Origin of the sequence: Erythrobacter dokdonensis DSW-74 (genome assembly GCF_001677335.1) — a bacterium.
GTDB lineage: Bacteria > Pseudomonadota > Alphaproteobacteria > Sphingomonadales > Sphingomonadaceae > Erythrobacter > Erythrobacter dokdonensis.
The window spans coordinates 303776-325204 of record NZ_LZYB01000006.1 but is presented as its reverse complement, the minus strand read 5'-3'; the positions used below and the strand labels follow the sequence as shown (position 1 = coordinate 325204).

The following is a 21429-nucleotide window of genomic DNA, read 5'->3' as shown; positions in this document are numbered from 1 at the left end:
AAGATCAGACGAGGACGTTGGCCCCGCTCATGTAGACGTAGACTTCCTGGAACCTGGGACCGTCATCGCCGGGCCGCAGACGCCAGAAGTTGGTGTTCTCCAGCAAGGTCACCTGCCCGGACTCATCGTGCAGTTCGGCAGTAAAACACGCGGTGATGCGCCCGTTTGCCTCGTCCACGGTGCAGGTGAAATCGCGGTGAATAATGGTTTCGTAGGCGCCGAAGAAATCCTCGAACATCCGCCGGATCTCGGCCTTTCCGCTGTGACGCGTGAAGGCGGTCTGGACACAGAAAAGCGCGGTATCGTGGAAGCAATCGAGCACCGCCTCCATGTCCTTGGCATCGACCCGGGCGAAATACTTGTTGAGGGCAAAGTCGATCAGCGCTTCGCGCGACAAGGTGGGTTCGTACTGCATCAGGCGTCTCCTTCCTTCAGCAGGTTGTCGCCGGACATGTAGACATACACGCGATGGAACAGCCGGTCCTTGAGGTAGAAGCGGTTGCAGTTCTCGTAGCGCAGCTCCTCGCCTCCGTTGGGAGTGATGAGAACGGTGAACTGGCTGCAGATCGCGTTGGTTTGCGGATCGGCCGTGTGCACGAAATTGCCGTGCCAGATATTCTCGAAATCGGCGAACAGCTTGACGAACATGGCACGGATCGCTTCGCGTCCGTCATGCACCGTGTTGCTCGTCACCTCGGTCAGCACCGCGTCGGGGGTGAAGCAGTTCAGCACCTTGTCGAGGTTCTTGTTGTCGACCCCGTCGAAATACCGCTTGGTGACGATATCGACATAGAAGGGATAGGGCAGCGGCGCCTGGCCGGGACCGCCTTCAGTCCATTCGCTCATCAGTACCAGCCCTTTCGGATATTGGCGTGCATGGGGACTTCGGGTGAGGGGAAAGCCTTCTTCGAGTGGCTGAGACCGAGTTCGATCAGCGTTTCCAGCTGCTTGTAGGCAACCTGGCCGGGGTTCAGCACGGGCACCGGCAATTCGCCCTGAAGGTAGGCCGCCGACTGGTGCATCGTGGTCGATCCGAGCACGATCACGTCGGCCCCGTCTTCCTCGATTGCCCTCAACGCCTCTGCCTTCAGCTTGGCGAAGACCACTTCCTCCTTGCCCTCAAGCAGTTCGGTAACGTCGGGCCGCGTGTCGATCGAGCGGACGCTCGCGCAACGATGCTCCCAGCCGTGCTGGTTGAGCACCTTCTCGTAGAGCGGGAACCATTGCGGCCACATGGTAAGGACGGAGAACTTCTTGCCGAGCGTCATGGCGGCGGCGAAACTCGCCTCGCCCGGCCCGACCACGGGAATCGAGAGCACCGAACGCAGCGGCCACAGGCCGGAATCACTGACGGTGTCGATCAGGACTCCGGCATAGCCTTCCTCCTCGGCAACGACACCAGCCTGAAACACGGTCCAGTCCATCAACAGGGTGTCGTGATAGGAATCGCCAAGGGCCGCGCCCCAGCGCACCGCCTCGAAGGTCGGCGCGAAGTCGGGACGCACGAAATCGGACGGAAGCTGCTGGGCGCGGTTGGCAACCCCTGCCTCGTCCATGGCGATCGGCACGATAACCTTGATACGGTTCACGGCAAACTCCCCTGTTGCCTGTGCTGGCGTGATTATTGTATACAAATATCACCCGTCAAGTGCTTTCCCGAAAAGTGTCAGGATGGGCTCGCAAGGTGTGTTTTTACTGCCGCAGGGCTTTGAGATGGCAAACTGCTGGCATAGATTGGGAGAGCAATGATGCCCCCCTGCTCTCCCCTTGTTCCGGAAGAATGCTTGCCATGAGCCGCGCTTCGGAACAGGCCTACCAGCAGATCCGCACCCACATCCTGAGCGGTGCGGTGGGGCCTGGCGAACAGTTGACCGAGGACCGGTTGGCGCAGATCGCAGGCGTGAGCCGCACACCCGTGCGTGAAGCGGTCCGGCGGCTGGAGGACGAATTGCTGCTGGTGCGCAGCGAATCGAAACGCCTGTTCGTGGCAGACTGGAGTCGCGACGACATCGAGGAAATGTTCGCGCTGCGACAGATGCTCGAATGTCACGCGGCCGAACGCGCAGCGAACCGCCTCACCAAGGGGAAGCTGGCCAGTCTCGAGGCAGTCAACCGGACCTTGCGCGACGCGATCGAACAGCCCTCGCCCGACGTCAGGCGTTTCCTTGAGGCAAACCGGGCGTTCCACGAAGCGATCATAGATGCTGCGGAATCCCCGCGACTCGGGCAAATGCTGGCCAAGCTGGTGGAGGCGCCGGTAGTGCTGCGGACAGCACGCAATTACACCGCCGAAGATTTGCGCCAGTCAGCCCGCGACCATGACGAACTGATCGCCGCCTTTGCCGCGCGAGACCCGGAATGGGCGCGCGCGGTGATGGGCAGCCACCTGCGTCGAGCATTCCACAGCTTTACCAACGCGGCAGGCCCGGGAGGGGAATAAAGCGCGCACGGCGCCGCGTAACAACGCATCGGCAGCAAGACGGTTCCAGTCCACCTCACATACCGCAGCGCGATTGCAATTGTATACAAATTGGGTAAGCACCTTGCAGGCCCCTTTATCATTTCAGGCGATTCACCATGGTGTTCGAACAAATCGAACTGGTCGAAGTCGGCCCGCGGGACGGGTTGCAGAACGAGCCGGACATCATTGCCACAGACACCAAGCTGGCGCTGATCGGGCGGATGATCGATTACGGCGCACGGCGGCTGGAGGTAGCGAGCTTCGTCCACCCGCAGCGGGTGCCGCAGATGGCGGATGCCGAAGCCGTGATCGCCGGCCTGCCCGATCGCACAGACTGCACCTATATCGGCCTCGTGCTCAACAAGCGCGGTGTCCTGCGTGCGCTCGCCACCCGTGAAGGCGGTGCGCGCGGGATCGATCAGGTCGGCTGCGTGGTGGTCGCCAGCGATACTTTCGGCCAGAAGAACCAGGGCCAGACCATCGAGCAGGGCATCGCCGAAACCCGCGCCATGCTGCGCTTTGCCCGCGAGGAAGGAATGCGCGCGCAAGTCACCATCAGCGCCGCGTTCGGCTGTCCCTTCGAGGGCGAGGTGAAGCACGACACCGTCCTCGCCATCGCGGAAGATCTCGCCGCCGAAGCCCCTGAGGAAATCGCGCTGGCCGACACCATAGGCGTCGGCACGCCATGGGAAGCGGGGGAATTGTTCGGCAAACTGGGCGCATTACTCGGTGGCAAAATCCCGATGCGCGCACACTTCCACAACACCCGCGGCACCGGCATCGCCAATGCGTGGGAGGCCTACAAGGCGGGGGTGCGGGTGTTCGACGCCTCATTGGGCGGTCTCGGCGGATGCCCCTTCGCCCCGCGCGCAACCGGCAACATCGCCACCGAGGACCTTGTCTACATGATGGAACGTTCAGGCGTGGCAACGGGTATCGATCTCGAGGCCGCAATCGCGGCGAACAAGTGGTTTGCGGGGCAGCTGGGGCGCGAATTGCCCTCGGCAGTCGCCCGCGCGGCATAAGGAAAAGGACTGGGCATGACCTACAGGCTGGGTGTGGATGTGGGCGGGACGTTTACCGACCTGCTGCTGTTCGACGAGGCAAGCGGCGCCTTCTGGCGGCACAAGACGCCTTCGACCCCGCATGATTCTTCCGAAGGCATCTTGACCGGGGTCAAGGCGATCACCGAGAAGGCCGGGATCACGGCCGCCGACATTACTTACTTCCTGCACGGCACCACGGTGGCAACCAATGCGGTGCTGGAGGGCAAGGGTGCGAAGGTCGGCCTCGTGACCACCCAGGGGTATCGCGACATCATGCAGATCGCGCGCTCCTTTGTCCCCGGCGGCCTCGCGGCGTGGATCGTGTGGCCCAAGCCGCAGCCGCTCGCGCGGCTCGAGCACACGGTCGAAGTGCCGGGGCGGATGGACGCCCAGGGCCGCGAGGTTGCCCCGCTCGACGAAGATGCGGTGCGCATCGCCTTGCGCAAACTCAAGGGCGACGGGATCGAGGCACTGACCGTCAGCCTGATGAACGCCTATCTCAACGGCGCGCACGAGGCGCGGATCGGTGAAATTGCGGCAGAGGAACTGCCGGGCATTCCCGTCTCGCTCAGCCACGAAGTCCTGCCCGAGATGCAGGAATACGAGCGCACGCTTTCCACCGTTGCCAACGCCGCGGTGCGCCCTGTCGTGTCGAAATATGTCTCCAACCTGCGGACCAAGCTGGAGGCCGAAGGCCTCAAGGGCCGCCTCTCGCTTCTGCGTTCCGACGGCGGGCTGATGAGCAGCCAGAAGGCCGAGGAGCATCCCGTCAACATCCTCATGTCCGGCCCGGCAGGCGGGGTCACCGGCGCTTTGTGGGTGGCGAAGAATGCGGGCTTCGAGAATATCCTGACATTGGACGTCGGCGGCACCTCCACCGACGTGGCCCTGATCCAGGGCCTCGAACCGCGCCGCCAGCGCACCACAGAGGTCGGCCACCTTTCGGTGCGCGCCTCGGCGCTTGACGTGAAGACCGTGGGCGCGGGCGGCGGCTCCATCGCCCACGTCCCCGAACTCACCAAGGCGCTGCGCGTCGGCCCAGAAAGCGCGGGCGCGGTGCCGGGGCCGGTCGCCTACAACAAGGGCGGCACGCTCCCCACCGTGACCGACGCCAACGTGGTGCTGGGCTACCTCCCCGAAGACCTTCTCGGCGGCAGCTTCAAGCTCGATCGCGAAGGCGCGAAGGCGGCGGTGCAGACCATCGCCGATGCGCTGGGCGTGACGCTGATGGAAGCCGCGCGCGGGATCATCGATATCGTCAACGAAAACATGTTCGGCGCCTTGCGGATGATCTCGGTCCAGCAGGGCTACGACCCGCGCGAATTCGCCCTGATGGGCTTTGGCGGCGCAGGCCCGCTCCACGTCAACGCGGTTGCGCGGTTGATGGGAAGCTGGCCCGCAATCTCGCCCGTCTCGCCCGGCGTGCTGTGCGCACTCGGCGATGCAACCACCCGGATGCGTACCGAAACCGCGCGCAGCTTCTCGCGGCTCGCGCGCGACACCACCATCGCGGATCTGGTGGCGGTGCTCGACGAAATGGCGGCGCAGACCCGCAGCGAACTCCTCGCCGACGGCATCCCCGAAGACCAGATCACCTCGGAATTCGAAATCGACGTGCGCTATGCGGGGCAAGCCTTCGAGGTACCGCTGACGATCACGCAGGACGTGCTCGAAAAGGACGGTATCGAAGGCATCCTCGCCCGCTTTGACGAGGAACACCTCCGGCTGTTCACCTTCAACATGGATACCCCTCACGAAATCGTGAACCTGCGCGCGGTGGCGCTGGGTCAGGCTCCTGCCCTCCCCGCGGCGGAACTACCCAAGGGTGACGGCAACCCCGCCGCCGCCAAGATCCGCGACCACGTGTTGTGGATGGACGGGGAGGAACGCGCGGCGGTGATCTACGACCGCGCCAAGCTTAAACAGGGCGACGTGATCGAAGGCCCTGCCATCATCACCGAGATGGATTCGACCACGCTGGTCGAGCACGATTGCCGCGCGACTGTCGATGCTGTCGGCAACATCCTCATCACTCTCAAGGCGGAGGGCTAAGACCATGCCGGCACGCATCATCGAACCCAACACCACCCCGTTCCAGAAGGTCGCAATCGACCCGGTGACGCTCGACATCATCGAGAACGCGCTGAGGAACGCCCGCATCGAAATGGATGCGACCCTCGTGCGCACCGCCATGTCGCCGGGCATCCGCGAACAAGGCGACGCCTTCCCGCTGATCTCCGATCCCGCCGGCAAGATGATCGTCGGCCAGTTCGGCAGCTTCATCGACGGCTTCCTAAAGAGCTTTGACGGGACGATCGAGGACGGGGACATGATCTTCCTCAGCGATCCCTATTCCTGTGCGGGTGCGATCAGCCATTCGAACGACTGGCTGGTGCTGCTGCCGGTGTTCAAGGACGGGCGCCTGATTGCCTACACCGCGATGTTCGGCCACCAGAGCGATATCGGCGGCTCGGTCCCCGGATCCATGCCGATCGGCGCGTCATCGATCTTCGAGGAAGGCGTGCGCATCCCGCCGGTGAAGATCTGGAAGCGCGGGGAATACAACGAAGACCTGATGAAGCTGGTGATGCACCAGACCCGCAAGCCCGACTGGTGCCAGGCCGACCTCAACGCCCTCATCGCCTCGTGCCGGGTCGCCGCCCGCCGCGTGATCGAGATGGCCGAACGCTTCGGCGACGACGTCTATGTCTCTGCCACGCAAGAGCTGCTGGCGCGCAACCACCGCGCGATGAAGGCGCTGATCGGCATGGCTGTGGCCGAGGAGCCGGTGAGCTTCGAGGACTACATCTGCGACGACGGCAAGGGCTACGGCCCTTACAAGATCCGCTGCACCATGTGGCGCGAGGGCGACAAGGTGATCCTCGATTTCGACGGCACCGATCCGCAGTCGGCCGCCTCGATCAACTTCTATCTCAATGAAAACATGTTCAAGATGTTCTTCGGCATCTACATGATCATGGTGTTCGATCCGCAGATCCTGTTCAATGACGGGTTCTACGATCTGATCGAGGTGCGCATCCCCGAAGGCTCGCTCCTGAAGCCCCGCTTCCCTGCCGCGCTGTCGGGCCGCACCCATGCGCTGGGCCGCATCTTCGACATTCTCGGCGGGCTGCTCGGACAGAAGACGCCGGAATTCCTCAACGCCGCCGGCTTCTCCTCCTCGCCGCACCTGTTCTACTCCGGATGGGACAGCCGCGAGGACGGCAGCCGCGACTGGTTCCAGCTGTTCCAGATCGGCTTCGGCGGCATTCCGGGCCGTCCGCTCGGCGACGGGCCGGACGGACACTCGCTGTGGCCGGGCTTCACCAATGTCCCCAACGAGTTCCTCGAACGCTATTTCCCGCTGCGGATCGAGCGCTATTCGACGGCGCCCGACAGCGGCGGGGCAGGCCTGCATCGCGGGGGCAATGGCATCCACATGACCTACCGCTTTCTCGCCGATGGCGAGATCGCGATCCATGACGACCGCTGGTTCGTGCCCCCGTGGGGCGTGAATGGCGGACATCCGGGCGCGCGGGCAAGGAAGGTCCTCGAACGCGCAGACGGCTCGACCGAAATCGTCGGTAACAAGGTTGAAAGCGTCGCGGTCAAGGCAGGCGATCTCCTCCACTTCATCACCTGGGGCGGCGGCGGCTGGGGCGATCCGCTGGCGCGCGATCCGGAAGCTGTCGGCCTCGAAATACGGCAGGGCCTTGTCACCCCCGAAGGCGCGCGCGCCTATGGCGTTGTCGTGGACGCTGAGGGCGTGGTGGACGCTGCCGCCACCGAAGCCCTGCGCGCGGAAATCTCGGCCAGCAGGGGCGAACTGCCGCTGTTCGATTACGGCCCCGGCATCGACGCGCTGAGAGCCAATTGCGAAGCCGAGACTGGCCTTCCCGCGCCGATCCAGCCGGTCTGGAACAATCTCCACGATCTCAGGGAGGCCGCCGAATGAGCGCGCTTCAGGGACTCAAGGTTGTCGAGATGGGACAATTGCTGGCAGGCCCGTTCTGCGGGCAATTGCTCGGCGACATGGGTGCGGATGTCGTCAAGATCGAGCCGCCGGGCGCCGGCGATCCGATGCGCAACTGGGGCCAGGGCCAAGAAAAGGTGCAGTGGGAGGTCATCGCCCGCAACAAGCGCTCGGTGACCTGCAACCTGCGCGTGCCCGAGGGGCAGGCGCTGGCCAAGCGGCTGATCGCCGAGGCGGACGTGCTGATCGAGAACTTCAAGCCCGGCACGCTCGAACGCTGGGGCATGAGCCCCGCTGAACTTCACGCCATCAACCCCGGTCTCATCATCGCGCGCATGTCGGGTTACGGACAGGACGGTCCCTATTCCGATCGCGCCGGCTTCGGCGGGATCGGCGAGGCGATGGGCGGCTGGCGCTATATTGTCGGCGAACCGGACCGCCCGCCGAGCCGCATGGGCATTTCCATCGGCGACACGCTGTGCGCGACCTATGGCTGCATGGGGGTGCTCGCGGCGCTCCACCACCGCGAGAAGACCGGCGAGGGCCAGGTGGTTGATTCCGCGCTTTACGAGGCCGTGTTGCAGGTGATGGAGGGGCTGGTCCCCGAATACGACCGCAACGGGGTGATCCGTGAACGCTCTGGCTCGGTACTCAAGGGCATCGCGCCTTCCAACGTCTATACCTGCAAGGACGGCAGCTACATGATCGGCGCCAATGGCGACGCGATATTCGCTCGGCTGTGCCAGGCAATGGGTCGTCCGGAGCTCGCCAGCGACGAACGCTATTCCACCCACATCGCGCGCGGACTCCATCAGGACGAACTTGACGCGCTGGTCAATGAATGGACCGGGACGCTGACGGTCGACGAGGTTGATGCGCTGATGACCGAATATTCGATCCCTGCAGGCCGGGTCTATCGCGCGCCCGAAATGCTTGCCGATCCGCACTTCAAGGCGCGCGAGGCGATCATCGAGGTCGAGACGCGCAATCGCGGCAAGATCAAGATGCAGAACGCCTTCCCCAAGCTCTCGAGAACCCCCTCGACCATCCGCCGCCCAGCGCCCGCGACGCCGGGGCAGGACAATGCCGAGGTCTTCGCCGAGCGTCTGGGGATGGACGATGCCGAACTCGCGCGTCTGGCAGAGGCCGGGGTGATCTGATGGCAGGCTCCTCGGCTGCCGACAATTACGCCGGGGTGTTCGCCGGAAGGCTCCAGCCGGGCACGCACCCCGCGCTGCTGATCGTCGATGTGGTGACAGCCTATCTGATGGAAGGCTCGCCGCTCTACATGGACACGGCCGCCGCCGCCCGCGACAGCAATGCAAGGCTCGCCGCGGCGGCACGCGCGGCGGGCGTGCCGGTGATATTCACCAATGTCAGCTACCAACCCGGCGGGGCGGATGGCGGGGTATTCTACCGCAAGGCCCCGGTGCTCAAGGTATTCGACGAGGGATCGCCGCTCGGCGCCTTTCCCGAAACCCTGCAACCGCAGCCGGGCGACCGCGTGTTTACCAAGCAATATCCCAGCGCCTTTTTCGGCACGGGTTTGGCCGAGGCCTTGCACGCCGAAGGGATCGATACCCTGCTGATCACCGGCTACTCGACGTCGGGCTGCGTCCGGGCGAGCGCCTTGGACGCCATGCAATACGGCTTTGTGCCCCTTGTGGTGCGCGATGCCTGCGCCGACCGCCACGAGGCCCCGCACGAGGCGAACCTGTTCGATCTTCAAGCCAAATATGCCGAGGTCATCTTCGAGGCCGAGGCGCTGGGGGTGATCGCCAGGGCCCGCGCCTGAGGCAGCGGAACATCTGGCGCGCCGGTCCGGCGAACCAAAGCGTCCATCATAAGCAGAGCGCCTACCAATCTTCGTGCCCTCGCATTTCGTGCAGGAGCACCAGAACGCGCATGGGGGGCCGATCGTGCGCAGCCGACTATGTGGTTGTCACGGCAAGCCGTCGTTTTTCCCGTTCGAGGTGGAGGCCTACGGGGACGCATATTGCAATCATCCCCGCCATGATTGCGCCGCTGATCGGCTCGGCAATCACGAAACCGATCAAAAGAGCAAGGTTGATTGTCAGAGCAAGGGCCGGAAGGATCGGGTGCCCCTTGGCGCGATAGGGCCTTGCGAGGTCGGGGCGGTGCTTTCTGAGTGCGAAATAGGACAGCACGAACAGGCACGATGCGAATAGGACCATCGCGCCCACCAGCCGGAACACGAAGACATAGCCGCCCGAAAAGATCAGCGGGATCGCGAGGACAAAGCCCATGGCAAGAGCAAAGGTCGGTGTCCCGCCGCGATTGACCTTCAAGGCGGATTTCACGAACAGGCCGTCCTGCGCCATCCCGTAAAGCGTGCGCGGGTTCGTCATGACGGCCGCATTGAGTGTTCCCAGCGCCATCAGCACCGCGACAAGACCCACGGCAATCTTGCCCCAACGCCCTGTGACCACTTCGATCACCTGCGCCATCGGCAGGGTCGATGCGCGCAAGGTCTCGAAATCGAGCGCCCTGATCAACGACCAGTTGATTGCAAGGTAGATGGCGGTGACCAACAGGGCCGACTGAAACAAAGATCGGGGAATGTTGCGGCCCGGATCCCTGTCCTCGCCGGCAAAGTAGATCGAGGCATACCAGCCGTCGTAGACTGTAACGATGAACTGCAGACCGGCCAGAATGGTCAGGATGGAAAGCGGTTCGGCGCTTGCAGGATCGGCGGCGGCTTCGCCTCCTGCCCTGCCTGCAGGCATAACCAGCGCCACGCAGACAACCGCGAGCAGCAAGGCGAGTTTCAGACCGGTGCTGACGATTTGCGCCCAGCACCCCTCTTCCACTCCGGCCCAGTTGAGCGCGGTCACGGAAAACAGGACAAGCAGCGCGACGATCTCAACCCGACCGGCCACGAATGGAACGACGAGGGCAAGGAAATCCGCTGCAGCGAGCGCGAGAAAGGCTGTCGCGGCGACCCCGGCAATCCACATCGTCCACCCGACGAGCAGCCCCATCGCATCCCCCAGCGCTTCGTGCACCGGGATGTAATGCCCGCCTGATCGCGGGATCGCGCAAGAGACTTCGGCCGCGACATTGGCCATCAGCATCACGTAGAGGCCGCCAGCCAGCCACAGCAGCATGACGACCGTGGGATCGGGCACCATGTTGGCGATCTCGCCCGGCGTGCGCATGATACCGGTCCCGATAACCAGCCCGACACACACGGCGATCGCGAAAGGCAGGCCAAGGCGCTTCTGGAGCTGGCCGGGCTGCGAGTTCCCGCTCATTCGGCAGGCTCGGCGTCGACGATTTCCAGCTTTGCCTGTCGTCCGCCCGGATAGCCGCCGCGCCGGGCGCGGATCGTGACTACACGCGAGAGCGCCAGATGGACGGCGAACGCCGCCGCAATCGCGGGCAGGCTCGCCGAAAGATAGCGGAACGCCGGGTTCGGCGTCTGGCTGACCGGTTCGAGCAGCGTGATGTAAGCCGCAAAGCCCACCGCAAGCGCGATCAGCGCGGCCGGGTTGACGCCCAGCCAGAAGGCGTAGGGCCCGCCTGCGGTATCGTGCAGCCCTGCCAGATCGACCTTCGAGCGACGCAGCACCAGCCGGTCAGCCAGCAAGACCCCGATACAAGCGGCAAAGATCGCGCCGAAAGACGCGGTGATCGAATAGAACCTGGCATAAAGGGCGTCGGTCGCGAACCAGATGATCAGACAGGCAATCACGCACAGGATGCCCGTCATCCCCGCAAACCCGAGCTGGCGGATAGGCGCGCCGAAATTCTGGATGATCGTCGTGACATTCCCCTGAAGCAGCCCCACCGCGCTGCTGACATTGGCAAGGATCAGGATCAGCAGCATCGCCAGCCCCAGCACCGGCCCTACCAGCGGGGTCATCCATTGCACCGGATCAGGCGAACCCAGCGCGAGCGAGGAGGCAAGACCCGCGGTGGCTGGCAGCAAGGACACCGGCACCAGCCCGATCCATGTGCCCCATGTCGCCCCGCGCGCGCTCTGGCCATAGCGCATCAGGTTGCCCACAAGGCCGAACCACGAAATCGCCGCCACGATGTTGAGCTCCACCGCCAGCATCAGCCGGGTCGGGCGGTCCCAGCGCGTCTCGGGCGGTGCGGCAGCAAGGATTGTGTCCCAGCCCGCCTCGATGAACACCGCCGCCAGCAAGCCGCCCGACAGCAGGACCAGCAGCGGCACGGTGGCAAGGTTGAACAGGCGCAGAGTGTCGCTCCCGCGCGCCGCGAGAAGGAAGCTGACGCCCAGGACCGCGAACGACATGATAGCCGCCAGCGGCAGTCCGCTATCCGCGGGAAACAGGGACAGTCCGATCAGCACTTCCTCGGTTGCTGCGCCCGCCATGGTCGAAAGGATGGCGGCGGAGAACGGCACCATGCCGAGCACGAGCGGGACAGCCAGCAGACTTGCGCCAATCGGGCCGAAGGCGCTGCGCAGGAAGACAAAGCTCTCGCACCCGTTGCGATACACCGGCAGCAACAGCGCGAAGAACAGGATGCCAAGGCCTACGGCGGTGCCGAAGAACAGCGCAATAAAGCCATCGACAAAGCCCACCAGTTGCCCCGTCGCCCCGCCGAACAGGAACCCCCAGGTGGCAATCGAAAGCCCGCTCTTGACCGCCAGCATGTCGCGGAACGACCAGCTGCGTTCCTCGGGCAATAACGGCAGCGTTTCGGCCAGCGCGGCCTCGATCCGGTTGGCGCCCTTCGTCACCGGCTAGAGCGCCTGCGCAATCAGCACGATGGCAAAGCATCCGGCGGTGATCGCCGCCAGCGCGATTGTATCCGTGCGTGGCAGACGCCTGTCGGGTTCCTCACACCGTGCAAGGATCGCCAGACGCCGTTCAAGCTCCTCGTCAAACGAGGTGGGGCGCGGACGGCTCAATGCCCGGCCCCCTCAAGGACATGCAATCGCATATGTGCTGCATCCTCAAAGCCCATGCTGCGATAGAGCGGTCGGCCCATTGCGGTCGCGTGCAGCCATAGGGGCAAGGGCCCCGACGCGGCGTCTTGGGCGGCCTTGATCGCCCGCCGCATCGCTGCCTCGCCCAGACCTTGCCCGTGGCGATCGGGCAGGGTTGCAACCCAGCCGATATAGATCTGATCATCCTGAATATAGGCCAGCGCGCCGGTTACCGCTTCACCATCGGCATAGCCGACAACGCCGAAGTGCTCGCCCGACCACTGGTGGACAGTATCGGTGATCGCAAAGGTTTCAACCGGCATGGAATAGGCCGCCGCATTCACAAGGCCGATATCAATGGCGCTCTGACGGTCCCGGATGAGACGGTAATCGAGTTCCGGTTCGGGCCACCTCGCCAGAGCAAGCGTTGTTGCAGCCATGCCCCACAGATCCTGCGCATGCGCCAGCCCCGCCGAGGCAAACAGGGCGTCTGCGCCATCGGGATACCATTCCGGCACGCTCGCCAGCATGGCGGGATAGGGGCATCGCTCCATGATCCCGGCGGCTTGGGCGAGCGCATCGGCAAAGCCGCGCGGGCCGCCGGTTGGCTGTTCGATCACGACCATGTTCAAAAACGCATTGTCGACATTGGCGACAAGCGCGCGCACCGGCCCGGCGCTGGATATGGCGTGATCGGGATATTGACCGACCAGATAGGTCCAGCCGCTGGTCAGGCTCTGGACGCTGCCATGGGCATCAAGACCCAGGCGATGCGTATCCGCGGCAATCACTGGGCTGCTCCGGGCAGGGTCTGTTCATCGCCCAGCCTTCCATGCTCCAGCCAGCGTGCAAGATCGGCAGGAAGGCGCGCCTCCAGCGCCGCGCGGTAATCAGCCAGGTCCTGGTCGGTCAGAACCGCGCGCCAGCGTTCGTTCGTGCCCTTGTGGAGGAAGGAATCGGCCCCGCCCTTGAAGGCCACTTCGGCAAGGCCCAGAAGCTGCGCGCCATGGCGCTTCATGCTGGAAAAGCCCGCCGCTTCGACCATCTCGGCAAACAGCGGCTCGGGCGTCTCTATTCCGCAGAATTGGGCGATCCGGCGCATCTCGCCTTCGCGGTCGGCCTTGAGATCATTGTAGTGGACCAGCAGAACGTTGGGGCGCTCGCGCGCTTCCCAGAAGCTGTTCTCGATCTCGCAGAATTCGGCGATCGTGAAGTCGTCGAACGGCGCGTATGCGGGATCGCGCAGCCAGCGCCGGAAGAACGCCCGCGGGTCTTCGAGCGCGCGCGGGAACGGAGCGGCGATCAGGGGATCCTCGAGGCCGGTCTGATCCATGCCCGCCAGAAATTCGTCGGTGAAGTTCAGGTTGTGATTGTGGAACGACATCACCGCATCGCGCGGGTCGCGCGCGACATTGATGTAGAGCACATCATCGTGCAGCGGCAGGGCGCTGAGCGGGGAATGGCTCTTGAGCCCGCGCCGTCCTTCGAAGGCAGACAGTGCAGCGACCACCTCATTCGTCGGGATGAAGCGCGCATCGAGCCAGGGCTGCTCTTCCATGATCTGGCGCGGCTCGGCCGATTGCGCGAGCAGCATCCCGACGATCCGCTGCGTCCAGGTCGTGCCGGTCTTGGGCGGCGTGCAGACAATGATATCGCCTGCGCGCAGTTCGAAGTTGTCCCAGACGCGGCTGTCGGTGTGCCAGGTGCGGATGGTCTTTTCGGGCTTGCGGATCAGCATGGGGAGACCTCTTTCAAAGCGTGAGGTGAAAGCCGCCATCGGCGGTCAGCGTGGTGCCGGTGATGAAGCTGGCTTCGTCCGAGGCGAGGAAGGCGATGGCGCGGGCGATTTCGGCAGGATCTCCGATCCGGCGCTGATGGGTCTGCGCCTTCATGCCCTCGAAGGCTTCGGGCCCGAGATTGGCCTTGATCTCGTGGTGCATCGGGGTGTCGGTCACGCCGGGGCACACGAGATTGACCCTGATGCCCTGCGCGGCCAGTTCGGCAGATGCGCTGGTCGTCAGCGCCAGTGGTCCCGCCTTGGACGCGCAATATGCAGCCGCGCCCGGACAGCCGAGGAAAGTGTTGACCGAGCCGACATTGATGATCGCCCCGCCATGACCAGCCGCCAGCATCGCGCGCGCCTGATGCTTGAGGCACAGGAAATTGCCCTTGAGATTGGTGGCTTGCACACGGTCCCAGTAATCGTCGGGCAGATCGAGGATCGAATGAACCTGCGTGCCGATCCCGGCATTATTGACCGCAATATCGAGCCGCCCGTAAGTTTCGACGGCGCAGGCAACCATCGCTGCGACCTCGCCTGCATCGCTGACGTCGGTGCGGATGTGGCTGGCCCTGCCCCCGGCCCTCGCGATCTCCTCGGCAAGCGCCGCAATCGCCTCCTCGCGCCGGGCGGCGAGCACCACCGCGGCCCCGCGCTCCGCCAACAGGCGCGCGGTCGCCGCGCCGATCCCGCTGCTCGCCCCGGTGACGATGGCGACCTTGCCGGCGAAAGCCGTCACGCCGGTGCACCCAGCGCCTTGGCGAGAGCGAAGGTGTCGGCGTGCTGCTGGAAGGTCGCGATTTTGCCGTTCTTCACGGTCCACCAATGGACGATCTGCGGCGCGATCTCGGCACCGCTCGCCTTCACCTTGGCACGGTAGCGACCCTGCATCACGACCGTGTCGCCATCCTCGACAACCTGCCCGACCTCGACCGCAAAGCTGTCATATTCGTCGGGAACCCGGCCGAACACGCCTGCGGCAACGGCCTGCGGGCCGACATAGGGATTGCCGTCAGCCCACTTGTTGTTTTCCGCCTCGTGCCAGACGATGTCGTCGGCCATCAGCGCCAGCACCGCGTCCATGTCGCCGCTGTCGAAAGCCGCATAGAGCGCCATGATGATGTCGCGATTGGTCATTGATCGCAGTCCCTTCTCAGAAAACCGAATATCCGCCGTCGACCGGCAGAGTGATGCCGGTCACGAAATCCGCCGCCGCGCTGGCAAGAAAGACTGCCGCGCCTCCGCATTCCTCCGCCTCGCCCCAGCGCCCTGCCGGGGTGCGGGCCATCAGCATGGCGTTGAAATCGCGCCAGTCGGGATCCTCGCGGGCGACCTCGGTCATCTCGGTCGCGATCCAGCCCGGCGCGATCGCGTTGACCTGAATGCCGTGGGGCGCAAGTTCAATGGCCATCGATTTCGTCAGCTGGACGATGCCGCCCTTCGCCGCTGCATAGGAAGGGAGGGCCGCCGCGCCGAAAATCGAATACATGCTGGCCAGGTTGATGATCTTGCCGCGACCGCGCGCCTGCATCGACTGGGCTGCCGATTTCGAAAGCAGCATGGTGGCGGTCAGGTGGGTCGCCAGCGCGTTGTCCCAGCCTTCATCCGACTGGTTCAGCACACCGCCGCTGATATCGGTATTGCCCGCATTGTTGACGAGAATATCGACCGGGCCGAGCGCCCTTTCGACCCGCCCCACCGCCTGGGCGATGGCCGCGCGGTCGGTCACGTCGAGAATGTCGGCATGGGTGGGCTGCCCGATCCGCTCCAGCTCGGCTTCGACCTCGGCGTTGCGTTCAGCGTTGCGCGCGAGGATCGCGACTGCCGCGCCCGCCTGCGCAAGCCCCAGCGCGATGGCGCGCCCGATCCCGCGATTGCCTCCGGTCACGATGGCGACCTTGCCGGTGAGGTCAAAGGCGGCAAGCCCGCTCAATTCGACACATCCGCGGCGATCATCCAGCGGCCTCCCACCTTGCGCCACAGCAGCGAGGCGTAGCCGCCGAACAGCCGCTCGCCGCCCGCGTCGAAAACGTCGTATTTCTGGATTTCGACAAAGGCATCGGGTCCGAGGCGTTCGATCCGCAGCACTTCGAGCGTGGCATCATGCGCGGGGCTGGCCGCGACATTGACCCAGAATTCGCGGATCGCGCCAGGGTCTGAAAGCAGCGTCACGTTGTCGGCGGCATAGAGCGAGGCCGGGCCGTAAAGCGCCATGATCTGCGACACATCGCCCGAACGGATACCCGCGATGATCACGCGGGTGCGGTTGTCGAGGATCGGTGCCAGGTCGGTATCGGTTTCCGCTGCGCCGTCCAGCTTCACCAGCGCATCACCAAGCCCCGACACGTAGACCGTGCCATCAGGCGCAAGGATCAGTCCGGTCAGCAGCCCCGGCATCGGGCCCCAGATGTCCGGCCCCAGCAGCGAAAGCAGCCCTTCGCCCGCCTCCAGCCGGCGGTAGGTCTCGCTCACCATCCGCGCGCTTGCCTCGGGAGTGGGGGCGAAGATCGTCTGGCGGTCGCCGGTATCGGCATCGACCTTGTAGACCGCATTGGCAAAGGGGCTGGTGACCCACAGATCGCCGTTTGCGTCGAGCTCGATATTGTCGGGCGTCGGCAGTGAGACGAGCACGCGGCGGTCCGACAGCGCGCCGGTCTGCGGATCGACCGCAAAGCTGAGGATGCGGCTGGCGACGATCTCGTTGACATAGACCCGCCCGCGCGGGGCATCGAAGACGATACCATTGGCGAAATCGAGTCCCTCGACGACCTTGACGGCTTGCGGATCGTTCTTGCCCACCTCGGCGGCCGCGATGCGCCATACCGAGCCATCGCCGAGCGGCTTGTCGGCAGCGGCGAACATGCGCGCCTCGGAGCCTTCTCCGGCGGCATTCTCGGTCGATTGGGTGAACCAGATCGCCCCTGAAGGATCGCGAACGGCAGCATTCACGCCGAAGGGGTGATCGTAAATGCGCGCAACCGCTTGGGTCCGCGTGTCGACCCGGTAGATATGCCCGCCGGTAATGTCGGCGACGAGGACATGGCGCCCATCCGGCTCCCACGAAATGCCGTTGGGGCTGTTCCACAAGGGATCGGGCCGGGTCCGGAAGCCCGCTGCCGCAAAGTTACCGAAGGGGCGCTTGGTCCCGTCCGGGTCCAGCGTGACCAGGCCATGGTCCCAATCGCCGACAAGCAAGCGGCCATCGGGCAGGACCACGCCGTCTTCGGCATGGGTGAGACTGCGGTCGGCGGGAAAGAGCGTGTAACCGGCCTGGGCCTTGCCCGAAGCGCCGGCCTCAAGCTGCCGCGCGTAATCCGCCGCATCGAAAGACCCGCCGGAATCCGCGATCAGGCCATCGGGGCCCATCGCCCACGCTTCGACGCCGCTGATGCGGACGCTCGCACCCGTGCCGCCAGGGCCGGTATTGGTGCCGGTCAGGGTCCAGTGAAAGATCCTGCGGCCATCGCGCTCGCCCAACTTATCGAAGGCGACGACCAGATCGGGAAAGGCCTCCATAAATCCGCGCGCAACATCGGCGATGGCCGCGCGTCCCACCGCAGGCTCGCCATCATTGACCACGAGCCGCCCGTCCTCGGCAAAAAACGCAGCAACCGCCTCGGGCTTCTGGCTCGACCATGCGGCGGCATAGCGCCGGGCGAAGTCTGTCGATGCATCGGGCTGCGCAGCGCGCATCGTCGTGATCGGATCGGCATGGCGGTGAACAAGCCGCCACTCGGAGCCGAAGCGCCGGTAGAGGCTGGGGTCGCCGTTGAGGATTGCATCGAGCGCGACTTGGCTCTGCGCGATGGCCGCTTCCAGCGCGGGCGGGCCGCTGGCGGGCGCCCGCTCCTCGGCAAGGAGGGGTTGCGCTATCAAGAGCGAAAGGACCGCCAGAAGGAAAGCCTTCCCGCTCGCGAAACTCCAAGGCCGCGCGGCCATTCCGCCGCCCGACCGCATCTCAAGCCTCCTCGTGGGTCGACCAGCTGTCGATCATCAGCAGCCATTCGCCCGAGGGCGCGCGGCGATAGATGCAGGTGCCCTTGCCGATCTCGCCCAACTCCGATCCGTCCTCGCGCGAGCGATAGCGGGCGGTGTAGGTGTAGCGGCTGACCGCAAGATCGCCCGATTGCTCAAGCGCGTGCTCGGTCTTGTCCCATGCGGCCTCGAATGCCGCGAAGAAGCCGTTTGCCCAGGCCGCAATCGCTTCCTTGCCGACCAGTTCGGGTTCGCCGGGAACCTGAAACACCACATCCTCGCTCATCAGCGCAATAATGCGGTCGGTGTCGTTCGAATTGATCGCCGCGACGTAATTGTGGTGAAGGTCGGTTGCGGGAATGGTTGTGATGGTCATGGCCTTGCGATCTCTGGTTGTTTCGGAAGCGGAATGGGTGCGTCGGGTGCGTGTCAAACCTGCGGCTGGATCACCGCACCCGACAGATCGGGCTCGCCAATCGCCTTGGACAGGATCAGCGTGTCGACATGCTGCTGGAACGCCGCAATCTTGCCGTTTCTGACGGTCCAGAAACTGGCGATCCTCGGATGGATCTCGACCTCGCTGCCGCGCGCCTTCGCATGGTAGCGCCCTTGGGTGACAACGAGGTCGCCTTCATCAAGGATCATGTCAATTTCGACCGAGAATTCGGCGAAGTCTTGCGCGAGCCGCTCGAACACGCCTTCGAGTACCGCCTGCGGGCCGACATAGGGACTGCGGTCGGCGAGCTTGTTGCCTTCGGCCTCGTTCCACACCACGTCATCGGCCAGCAGCGCCAGAACGCCCGGAATGTCACCTGCGGCAAAGGCGGCATACATTGCTTCGACAATTTCCCTGTTTGTCACGCTCGTCCCCTCCCCCCAAGAAAGAGCTCCGGCGGGCGACCGGGTCGCATCACCGCCCGCCGGAGTCCGCGAAGCCCGCGCTCCCCCCGAACGCGGGTGACCAACGGCACGACGTGTCCGCCGCATCCGAAACGGCTCTTCGGATGCGCCAGTCAGGCCATGATTTTTCGTTTGTTCGCGGCGTAGAGGATGCTGCTGAATGGCCCGTACGGTCAACCGGGCGGACCGTCAAAAAAGCGTCAAATCGTGCGCGCTCAGGCGCGGCGCGGGTCGGTCGGGATCAGATCGGGCCAGCCGAAGCGCTCCCACGCCTCGACCATGCCGATGCGTTCGGCGAAATCCATGAAGCCGGGGTGGCGGATCGTGCGGTTGATCGGGTCGATATCGATCCACAGGCTCATGAGGCCGAACATGTTGGCCGGATGGATGCATTCGGAATAGGTCTTCATGACGAGATCGCTATGGCCCATCCAGATCGCCGGAAAGGCGATCGAGCTGTCATAGGGGTCAGGCATCATGGTGTGCAGGCCGTCGAGCGTCTGGCAGTAAGCGGCGCGATCCTCTTCCTTGCCGCTACAAACCCCTTTCGCAGCAAAGGCGATATAGGAATCGAGCGCCTGGTCATCCATCGGCGGCATGCCCGGCGGACGCATGATGATTGTGCCGACATAAGCGCGGATGGCGAAATAGGACTGAACCGCTTCCTCGTGCCTGCCCTGCGCGATCAGGGCAAGCGAGTGCCAGAACGCTGGAGAGCCGAGGTCTCCCATGCGCTGCCCTGCCGCCTCGGCCTTGCCGAATTCGCCGAGGCTCAGCCAGGCCGAGGCCAGCATCGCATAATTGCGCGCATAAACCGGATCGCGGTCCACCGCGGCCTCGATATAGGGCAACGCCTCGCGCGCCTTGCCGAGATAGAGCAGACACGATCCCAGCCGCGAACACACGTCGGCATCATTGGGATCGCGGGCATAGGCCTCGAACGCCATTTCGAGCGCGCGGGCCGGATTGAACCGGGTCCATTCATGGATGCCGAGGATGGAGAAGGCATGCCCCTGCCCCGGATCGAGCACGATGGCACGCTCGGCGCAGCGGGCGGCTTCGGCAGATTGGGCAACCCGTTCGAGACTGGGGGTGAGCGCCGCCGTCATGATGTAGGCATTGGCGAGCGCGGTCCAGCATTCGGCGAAGTCCGGATCGATCGCCAGTGCCTGTTCGAGAAACGCGATACCGTTGGCAAAGGCACCCTCCACGCCGATCTTCTGGATCATCGCCCGGCCCTGGAGATAAAGCGCATAGGCCTCGCGGTCGTGGGTCATCTTGCGCGACGGCGCCGGCGAAGCGGTCAGACCAAGCGCGCGGCAGATCGCGGCGATGACATTGGCGCCGATCACCTTGCGCCCGTCGAAGAAATCCTCGATCGAACCGCTGAGCCAATCGGACCAGACCTCGGTGCCGGACTGGCCGCTGATCAACGCAATGCGGACGCTGATGCCCTGCTCGTCGCGCCTGACCTCGCCCTCGATCACGTAACCGACGCCAAGATCGGACGCGATTTCGGTCAGCGTTCGTCCCTTGTCGATGACCGCTGCAACCGATGTCCGCCCCGCCAGCGCGATCCCGTTGATCCCGGCAAGCCGCGTCGAAAGTTCGTCCACGATCCCGTCAGCGAGGAAGAAATTGCCGCCAACGCTGTCGACCTGGCCGAATGGCAGAACAGCAATGCGCGCCTGATGGGCCGCGCGGTTGAAAGTGCGATAGGTCGGAAATCGCGCCCGTGCCGCCTCCAGCAGCCGCTCGCCCGTTGCCTTGGAAGCGTTTCGGATCGCCGCCGATATCGTAGCCCGCAGCTGCGCGTCGACATGATCGCGCCTCGTGGTGAGCCACTCCTCGAACTCGGGATTCAGAGGGGGCCCCTGAACAAGCGGCCGGTTTCCGATCGCGAGCAAGGCGGCAATGGCCGCTTCGGGATCCTCCGATGACAGCCCGGCTTCAAGATCGAACAGGTCGCACACCATGCTTCCCGGGGACAGCGCCACCTCCCCGCGGGACACGATCAGACAGTCGATCCCATGTTCCTCGAGCTTGCGCCTGAGGTCGAGCAGACATTGGCGCAGGCTCGCCTTCGCTTGAGCAAGGAAACGGTCCGGCCACAACAGCCGGGCCAGTGCTTCGCGATCGATCGAATGACCGGGCTCCAGACACAGGACAGCAAGCAGGAGCGCAGCCCGGCGATTGCTGAGGACCACAAGGTCCCCGCGCGGCGTCTCGATCCGGAAATCTCCGAACAATGTCGCCTTCATCAAGCCGCGCCCGGCAACGCGGATCTCCGCCTGCTCCAACCGTTCTCTCCCCCTGAGCAGCCGAACATTACAGCCGAACCGAGACTTTGCAATCAAGCGGGAGGATGCGCTT

At 64.5% G+C, this 21429-nt stretch carries 21 protein-coding genes; 6 read left to right on the top strand and 15 right to left on the bottom strand.

What is annotated here, in order from left to right; translation table 11 throughout:
- Positions 1–4: 4 nt before the first annotated feature.
- The 3 genes from I603_RS12165 to I603_RS12155 are packed head-to-tail and all read right to left on the bottom strand — an operon-like array spanning position 5 to position 1589.
- Positions 5–415, bottom strand: coding sequence for a nuclear transport factor 2 family protein (locus I603_RS12165; RefSeq protein ID WP_068865416.1), 411 nt, complete (start codon positions 413–415; stop codon positions 5–7).
- The gene (locus tag I603_RS12160; RefSeq protein WP_068865414.1) at positions 415–846 is read right to left on the bottom strand and encodes a nuclear transport factor 2 family protein; all 432 of its coding nucleotides are present in this window, start codon (positions 844–846) and stop codon (positions 415–417) included. The genes I603_RS12165 and I603_RS12160 overlap by 1 nt, the downstream gene beginning before the upstream one ends.
- Entirely contained in the window at positions 846–1589 is a 744-nt protein-coding gene (locus I603_RS12155; RefSeq protein WP_084440087.1) for an aspartate/glutamate racemase family protein, read from the bottom strand. Before I603_RS12155 ends, I603_RS12160 begins: the two co-directional genes overlap by 1 nt.
- A 200-nt stretch (positions 1590–1789) precedes the next feature.
- Here I603_RS12155 and I603_RS12150 point away from each other — a divergent pair, with 200 nt between their 5' ends.
- From I603_RS12150 to I603_RS12125, 6 genes are all read left to right on the top strand, one after another.
- Positions 1790–2440 carry a GntR family transcriptional regulator gene (locus I603_RS12150; RefSeq protein ID WP_068865521.1) on the top strand — a complete coding sequence of 217 codons (651 nt, stop codon included), beginning with the start codon at positions 1790–1792 and terminating at the stop codon, positions 2438–2440.
- Positions 2441–2577: 137 nt separating this feature from the next.
- Positions 2578–3486 (top strand): hydroxymethylglutaryl-CoA lyase, encoded by a 909-nt coding sequence (locus I603_RS12145; protein ID WP_068865412.1) that lies wholly within the window; start codon positions 2578–2580, stop codon positions 3484–3486.
- A 15-nt stretch (positions 3487–3501) separates the two neighbouring features.
- Positions 3502–5559 carry a hydantoinase/oxoprolinase family protein gene (locus I603_RS12140; protein ID WP_068865410.1) on the top strand — a complete coding sequence of 686 codons (2058 nt, stop codon included), beginning with the start codon at positions 3502–3504 and terminating at the stop codon, positions 5557–5559.
- 4 nt (positions 5560–5563) lie between these two features.
- A complete protein-coding gene (locus tag I603_RS12135) occupies positions 5564–7462 on the top strand; it encodes a hydantoinase B/oxoprolinase family protein (RefSeq protein ID WP_068865407.1) in 1899 nt (632 codons plus the stop codon).
- Complete coding sequence (locus tag I603_RS12130; protein ID WP_068865405.1) at positions 7459–8640, top strand: CaiB/BaiF CoA transferase family protein; 1182 nt, start codon at positions 7459–7461, stop codon at positions 8638–8640. The genes I603_RS12135 and I603_RS12130 overlap by 4 nt, the downstream gene beginning before the upstream one ends.
- Positions 8640–9275, top strand: coding sequence for an isochorismatase family protein (locus I603_RS12125; RefSeq protein WP_068865403.1), 636 nt, complete (start codon positions 8640–8642; stop codon positions 9273–9275). The genes I603_RS12130 and I603_RS12125 overlap by 1 nt, the downstream gene beginning before the upstream one ends.
- Before the next feature lie 136 nt (positions 9276–9411).
- On the opposite strand, the gene I603_RS12120 is transcribed toward I603_RS12125, so the two are convergent.
- The 12 genes from I603_RS12120 to I603_RS12070 all read right to left on the bottom strand — a co-directional run bounded on the left by I603_RS12120 (position 9412) and on the right by I603_RS12070 (position 21317).
- Positions 9412–10755: an APC family permease gene (locus I603_RS12120; RefSeq protein WP_068865401.1), complete on the bottom strand. Its 1344-nt coding sequence runs from the start codon at positions 10753–10755 to the stop codon at positions 9412–9414.
- Entirely contained in the window at positions 10752–12212 is a 1461-nt protein-coding gene (locus tag I603_RS12115) for a purine-cytosine permease family protein (RefSeq protein ID WP_068865399.1), read from the bottom strand. The genes I603_RS12120 and I603_RS12115 overlap by 4 nt, the downstream gene beginning before the upstream one ends.
- A gap of 3 nt (positions 12213–12215) precedes the next feature.
- Entirely contained in the window at positions 12216–12383 is a 168-nt protein-coding gene (locus I603_RS14595; protein WP_157090872.1) for a hypothetical protein, read from the bottom strand.
- A complete protein-coding gene (locus I603_RS12110; protein WP_068865397.1) occupies positions 12380–13192 on the bottom strand; it encodes a GNAT family N-acetyltransferase in 813 nt (270 codons plus the stop codon). The genes I603_RS14595 and I603_RS12110 overlap by 4 nt, the downstream gene beginning before the upstream one ends.
- Positions 13189–14139, bottom strand: coding sequence for a sulfotransferase domain-containing protein (locus tag I603_RS12105; protein WP_068865396.1), 951 nt, complete (start codon positions 14137–14139; stop codon positions 13189–13191). Before I603_RS12105 ends, I603_RS12110 begins: the two co-directional genes overlap by 4 nt.
- A 13-nt stretch (positions 14140–14152) precedes the next feature.
- Positions 14153–14920: an SDR family NAD(P)-dependent oxidoreductase gene (locus I603_RS12100; protein WP_068865394.1), complete on the bottom strand. Its 768-nt coding sequence runs from the start codon at positions 14918–14920 to the stop codon at positions 14153–14155.
- The gene (locus I603_RS12095; protein ID WP_068865392.1) at positions 14917–15318 is read right to left on the bottom strand and encodes a nuclear transport factor 2 family protein; all 402 of its coding nucleotides are present in this window, start codon (positions 15316–15318) and stop codon (positions 14917–14919) included. The genes I603_RS12100 and I603_RS12095 overlap by 4 nt, the downstream gene beginning before the upstream one ends.
- 16 nt (positions 15319–15334) lie before the next feature.
- The gene (locus I603_RS12090; protein WP_068865390.1) at positions 15335–16114 is read right to left on the bottom strand and encodes an SDR family NAD(P)-dependent oxidoreductase; all 780 of its coding nucleotides are present in this window, start codon (positions 16112–16114) and stop codon (positions 15335–15337) included.
- Positions 16111–18057 carry an SMP-30/gluconolactonase/LRE family protein gene (locus I603_RS14735; protein ID WP_158093651.1) on the bottom strand — a complete coding sequence of 649 codons (1947 nt, stop codon included), beginning with the start codon at positions 18055–18057 and terminating at the stop codon, positions 16111–16113. The genes I603_RS12090 and I603_RS14735 overlap by 4 nt, the downstream gene beginning before the upstream one ends.
- A gap of 82 nt (positions 18058–18139) precedes the next feature.
- Complete coding sequence (locus I603_RS12080) at positions 18140–18532, bottom strand: YybH family protein (RefSeq protein ID WP_068865387.1); 393 nt, start codon at positions 18530–18532, stop codon at positions 18140–18142.
- A 53-nt stretch (positions 18533–18585) separates the two neighbouring features.
- Positions 18586–19017, bottom strand: coding sequence for a nuclear transport factor 2 family protein (locus tag I603_RS12075; protein WP_158093650.1), 432 nt, complete (start codon positions 19015–19017; stop codon positions 18586–18588).
- A 254-nt stretch (positions 19018–19271) separates the two neighbouring features.
- Positions 19272–21317, bottom strand: coding sequence for a winged helix-turn-helix domain-containing protein (locus tag I603_RS12070; protein WP_143736717.1), 2046 nt, complete (start codon positions 21315–21317; stop codon positions 19272–19274).
- Between the last annotated feature and the right edge of the window lie 112 nt (positions 21318–21429).

Coding starts and splice junctions, on each gene's coding strand:
- I603_RS12165 (WP_068865416.1), bottom strand. CDS start 415: ATGCAGTACGAACCCACCTTGTCGCGCGAAGCGCTGATCGACTTTGCC.
- I603_RS12120 (WP_068865401.1), bottom strand. CDS start 10,755: ATGAGCGGGAACTCGCAGCCCGGCCAGCTCCAGAAGCGCCTTGGCCTG.
- I603_RS12150 (WP_068865521.1), top strand. CDS start 1,790: ATGAGCCGCGCTTCGGAACAGGCCTACCAGCAGATCCGCACCCACATC.
- I603_RS12095 (WP_068865392.1), bottom strand. CDS start 15,318: ATGACCAATCGCGACATCATCATGGCGCTCTATGCGGCTTTCGACAGC.
- I603_RS12080 (WP_068865387.1), bottom strand. CDS start 18,532: ATGACCATCACAACCATTCCCGCAACCGACCTTCACCACAATTACGTC.
- I603_RS12125 (WP_068865403.1), top strand. CDS start 8,640: ATGGCAGGCTCCTCGGCTGCCGACAATTACGCCGGGGTGTTCGCCGGA.
- I603_RS12130 (WP_068865405.1), top strand. CDS start 7,459: ATGAGCGCGCTTCAGGGACTCAAGGTTGTCGAGATGGGACAATTGCTG.
- I603_RS12105 (WP_068865396.1), bottom strand. CDS start 14,139: ATGCTGATCCGCAAGCCCGAAAAGACCATCCGCACCTGGCACACCGAC.
- I603_RS12145 (WP_068865412.1), top strand. CDS start 2,578: ATGGTGTTCGAACAAATCGAACTGGTCGAAGTCGGCCCGCGGGACGGG.
- I603_RS12135 (WP_068865407.1), top strand. CDS start 5,564: ATGCCGGCACGCATCATCGAACCCAACACCACCCCGTTCCAGAAGGTC.
- I603_RS12070 (WP_143736717.1), bottom strand. CDS start 21,317: ATGAAGGCGACATTGTTCGGAGATTTCCGGATCGAGACGCCGCGCGGG.
- I603_RS12140 (WP_068865410.1), top strand. CDS start 3,502: ATGACCTACAGGCTGGGTGTGGATGTGGGCGGGACGTTTACCGACCTG.
- I603_RS12160 (WP_068865414.1), bottom strand. CDS start 846: ATGAGCGAATGGACTGAAGGCGGTCCCGGCCAGGCGCCGCTGCCCTAT.